The 4,090-nt window shown below is 70.0% G+C and carries 3 protein-coding genes and 1 pseudogene; all 4 read right to left on the bottom strand.

Going from position 1 to position 4,090, the window contains the following annotated elements; all coding sequences use genetic code 11:
- Positions 1 to 122, bottom strand: a pseudogene (locus ACEQXV_RS12465) (precorrin-2 C(20)-methyltransferase); the annotation flags it as partial.
- A 5-nt stretch (positions 123 to 127) separates the two neighbouring features.
- Positions 128 to 757, bottom strand: coding sequence for a precorrin-8X methylmutase (locus ACEQXV_RS12470; protein WP_370254098.1), 630 nt, complete (start codon positions 755 to 757; stop codon positions 128 to 130).
- A complete protein-coding gene (gene cobG, locus ACEQXV_RS12475) occupies positions 758 to 1,897 on the bottom strand; it encodes a precorrin-3B synthase (RefSeq protein ID WP_370254097.1) in 1,140 nt (379 codons plus the stop codon).
- The coding region (locus ACEQXV_RS12480) for a cobaltochelatase subunit CobN (protein ID WP_370269480.1) at positions 1,894 to 4,090 on the bottom strand (2,197 nt) is incomplete at its 5' end. The genes ACEQXV_RS12480 and cobG, both read right to left, overlap by 4 nt.

The following is a 4,090-nucleotide window of genomic DNA, read 5'->3' on the forward strand; positions in this document are numbered from 1 at the left end:
CCCTTGCGGCCTTCCTTGCGGAAATAGGCCAGGTGGCGCGCGGTGCGGATCAGCCGGTCGGAGCGGACGCTCATAAGTTCGGGGTCGCCGGGGCCAAGCCCGGTGCAGATGACCTTTCCCATGTCGCTTACTCCTTGAAACTGGCGAGCGCGTTGACCGCTGCCACGGTAATGGCCGAGCCGCCAAGACGGCCCCGCACGATCATCGACGGGACCGGCAGGTCCTCCATCAGCGCATCCTTCGATTCCGCCGCGCCAACGAAGCCCACGGGGCAGCCGATGATGGCGGCCGGGCGCGGGCAGGCAGGATCTTCGAGCATGTTGAGCAGGTGAAAGAGCGCCGTGGGCGCGTTGCCGATGGCGACAAGCGCGCCGTCAAGGTGCGGGCGCCAAAGTTCCAGCGCGGCGGCGGAGCGCGTGTTGCCCATGTCCTTGGCCATGTCGGGCACGCGCGGATCGCGGAGCGTGCAGATCACCTCGTTTTTCGCGGGCAGGCGGGGCCGGGTGATGCCCTCGCTGACCATGTAGGCGTCGCAAAGGATCGGCGCGCCGTCCTTCAGCGCCTGGCGCGCGACGGTTGCCATGCCGGGGGAAAAACGCACGTCCCGTTCCAGCCCCACGAGCCCCGCGGCGTGGATCATGCGCACGACGACCGGTTCCTCGTCGCGGTCGAAACGGCCGAGCTCGGCTTCGGCGCGGATGGTGCGGAAGCTTTCCTCGTAGATGGCAGCGCCGTTGGTCTCGTAGATATGGGGCATTCAGAGGGCCTTCTTGATCTGGTCGCGGGTAAGGCCGGTGGCCTCGGGCGGCGCGTCGGCGCTGCCTTCGCGGATAAGGTCGAACCGGTCGGGGCCGGTCGCGGTCAGCGTCAGCGGGGCGGGGCCGGGATGGGCGCAGCCCTTGGCACAGCCGGAGACATGCAGGCGTTGGCCGGGTGAGAGCAGCGGGGCCAACTCCCGGGCCAGGTCGCGCGTGGACGACAGGCCCTGCGGGCAACCGGGTGCGCCGGTGCACACGTCTATCGCCAAGCGCGGGTCAGCGGCATCATGGATCAGGCCGGGCAGGTCCGGGGCCATGGTCGCGCCTTCCAGCAGCAACATCCGCCACGGGGTGACCCGAAGCGGCCCAATCTCTGCCAGTGCGGCCAGGGTTGGGGCCGTGATCTGCCCGAAGGCCAGCGCCACGAGTTGCCCCGTCGGTGTGGCACCCGGAGCCGGAGGCTCCGCCCCCGCCGCCGCAGGCTGGCTGCGAAACGCCTCGGGCAAAACGGCCCCGCGAGCAAGGTGCCGCGCCATCCGGCCACGACCATCGGGCGCGCCGCCCGTGTCGAGAAACCAGCGGGCCAGTTCCAGTGCCGCCTTGGCCGCGGTATCTTCGGTGACCGGGCACACGAGATCGCTGCCATCGGGGCGCAGGATAAGCCCGCTTTCACCGCGTTCGATCCGGATATCGGCAGAGGTGGCCCGCAAGAGCGGCAGCGGCCCGCAATCGACCGCGAAGCCGAACTTGCCCGGAAGGTCGGGGGCGTCCGGCTTTGCCAGCAATGCGGTCAGAGAGATCGCAACGCGATGCGTCGCATCGCGATCCGTCCAGAACGGCTGGATCACCAGGTTTCGCCGGGTTTCCGCGGCCACGTCCCGGTCGATCAGGCCTAGCGCCGTCAGCCCGTCGATCAGCCCCGGATGGGATGCCGGCGTCACGCCCCGGATCTGCACATTGGCGCGGGCCGACACGTCGATCAGCCCGTTGCCATGCCGCCCGGCCAGTTCCGACACGCCCGCGGCCTGGTCCCGCGACAGTCGCCCGAGCGGCGCGCGCACCCGCACCACGAGCCCGTCGCCCGACATCATTGGCCTGAGCGCGCCGGGGCACCAGCCATGAACCACGGGACCGGTCATTGCGCGGCCTCCAGCATGGCGGCGATGGAATTGCGGCGCGTCACCCAAAGGCCTGCGTCATGCAGCGCCTGGAACCGGGCGCGCATGGCAGCAAGTGCCGCGGGGTTTTCCCGCTCCATGAAGGTCACCAGGTCTTCGCGGCCAAGGGTGGCGTCGTGATAGAGGTCAAACAGATGCGGCGGCACGGCGGCGGCCAGATGGGCGAAGGCTGCCAGGTGGTCGAGCGTCGCCGCGATCTCTGCCGCGCCTCGGAACCCGTGGCGCATCATGCCATCGGCCCAATCGGGATTAGCAGCGCGGGCGCGGGTGACGCGGGCAATTTCCTCGGTCAGGTCGCGGGCGCGGGGGCGGTCGGGTTGTGTCGCGTCAAGGTGATATAGCGCAGGCGCATCGCCGCCCAAGCGCGCCACGGCGGCGGCAAAGCCCGCCTCATGCGCGGCATAGTCCGAGGCCATGAGCAGGTCGGTTTCCGGCAGGTCCTGCAAATGCACGAAACTGTCTGCCGCACGCACGCGCGTTTCCAGCGCATCGCGCGCCTCGGAGGAGGCCCCTTGCGCGTCGATGGCGTAAGAGGAGGCCGCGAGCCAGGCTTCGCCCGCCGCGCTGCGCGCCTCTTGGGAATAGTCGTCCAAATGGCCGGTCATGCCCACGCCATAGCTGCCGGGCCGGGGCCCGAACACGCGGGGGGTGCGGGCGAGGTAGGGGTTGTCCTCGGTTGCTTCCTCGCGCTCGGCCAGTGCGCCTGCCGCTGCCTCGAACATCTGCGCAAGTCCCGGGAAGACATCGCGGAAGAGGCCCGAGACCCGCAGGGTCACATCGATGCGGGGGCGGCCAAGCAGGGCCAGCGGGACCACCTCGAAGCCCGATACGCGCTCCGATCCCTCGTCCCATTTCGGCGCGAGGCCAGCGAGGTGCAGCGCCATGGCGAATTCTTCGCCCGCCGTGCGCATGGTGGCCGATCCCCACAGGTCCACGACCAGCCCGCGCGGCCAGTCGCCGTGATCTTGCAAATGCTTGCGCAAAAGTTCCTCGGCCAGCTTCACGCCCTGGGCATGGGCCGCGCGCGAGGGAACGGCGCGCGGATCGGTGGTAAAGAGGTTGCGCCCCGTCGGCAGCACGTCGGCGCGCCCGCGATAGGGCGAGCCGGAGGGGCCCGGCGCGACCAGACGGCCCTGAAGGGCGGCCATCAGGCCCGCGCGTTCCTCGGCCCCGCAATCGCCTGTGCCGAAGACATGCAAGCCCTCGCCATACTGGCTTTCCTTGATGTCGCAGACGAAGCGGTCGATGCGGGTGATCGCCTCGGAGGCGCTGGCATCCGAAGGAATGCCGAGATCGGCCTCGACCCCGGTTCCCTGCGCCTCGGCACGAATGTCGGAGATCAGCCGGTCGCGCCGGGCGGGGTCCAACCCGTCGGCGGTGGAATATTCATCCAGAAGATGCTCCAGCCGCCCCATGCCCTCGGGCAGCCTGGTCTGGGCCATGGGCGGCGGCAGGTGGCCGATGGTCACCGCGCCCACGCGGCGCTTGGCCTGCGCGGCCTCGCCGGGATCGTTGACGATGAAGGGATAGATCACCGGCAGAGCGCCAAGCAGCGCCTCGGGCCAGCAGGCGTCAGACAGGGCGACCGCCTTGCCGGGCAGCCATTCCAGCGTGCCATGCGCACCCACGTGGATCAGCGCATCGGCCTGCGCCCGCAGCCACAGGTAGAAGGCCACGTAGCCGTGGCGGGGGGTTCGGGAAAGGTCGTGGTAATCGTCGTCGCGGGACTGGACCTCGCCCCGTTCCGGTTGCAGCGCAATGAGCGCCTTGCCCGCCCGGATCGCGGCGAAGCTGATCTGGCCATCCTGCGCGGCGGGGTCGGTCTCCGGCGCGCCCCAGGCGGCGATGAGATCATCGCGCAGCGGGGCGGGAAGGGTTTTCAGTGCTGCGTGGTAGTCGGCCAGCGGCCAGCTGATCCGCTCTTCCAGCAGGCGCTTGCCCAGGTCGGGTGCCTGGCCCAGGTCGTGACCCTGCGCAGTCAGTGTCTCCAGCAGACCCTCGACCGAGGCCAGCGGGTCCAGCCCGACCGCATGGGCAAGGTTCCAGTCGCGGCCCGGATAGGTCGAGAGCACCAGCGCCAGCCGCTTGTCGGCGGCGGGCAGGGAGGCAAGGCGATGCCAGGCCGTCACGCGTTCGACCACCTGCGCGATGCGG

Origin of the sequence: Nioella sp., from assembly GCF_964229645.1 — a bacterium.
Taxonomy (GTDB): Bacteria; Pseudomonadota; Alphaproteobacteria; order Rhodobacterales; family Rhodobacteraceae; genus Nioella.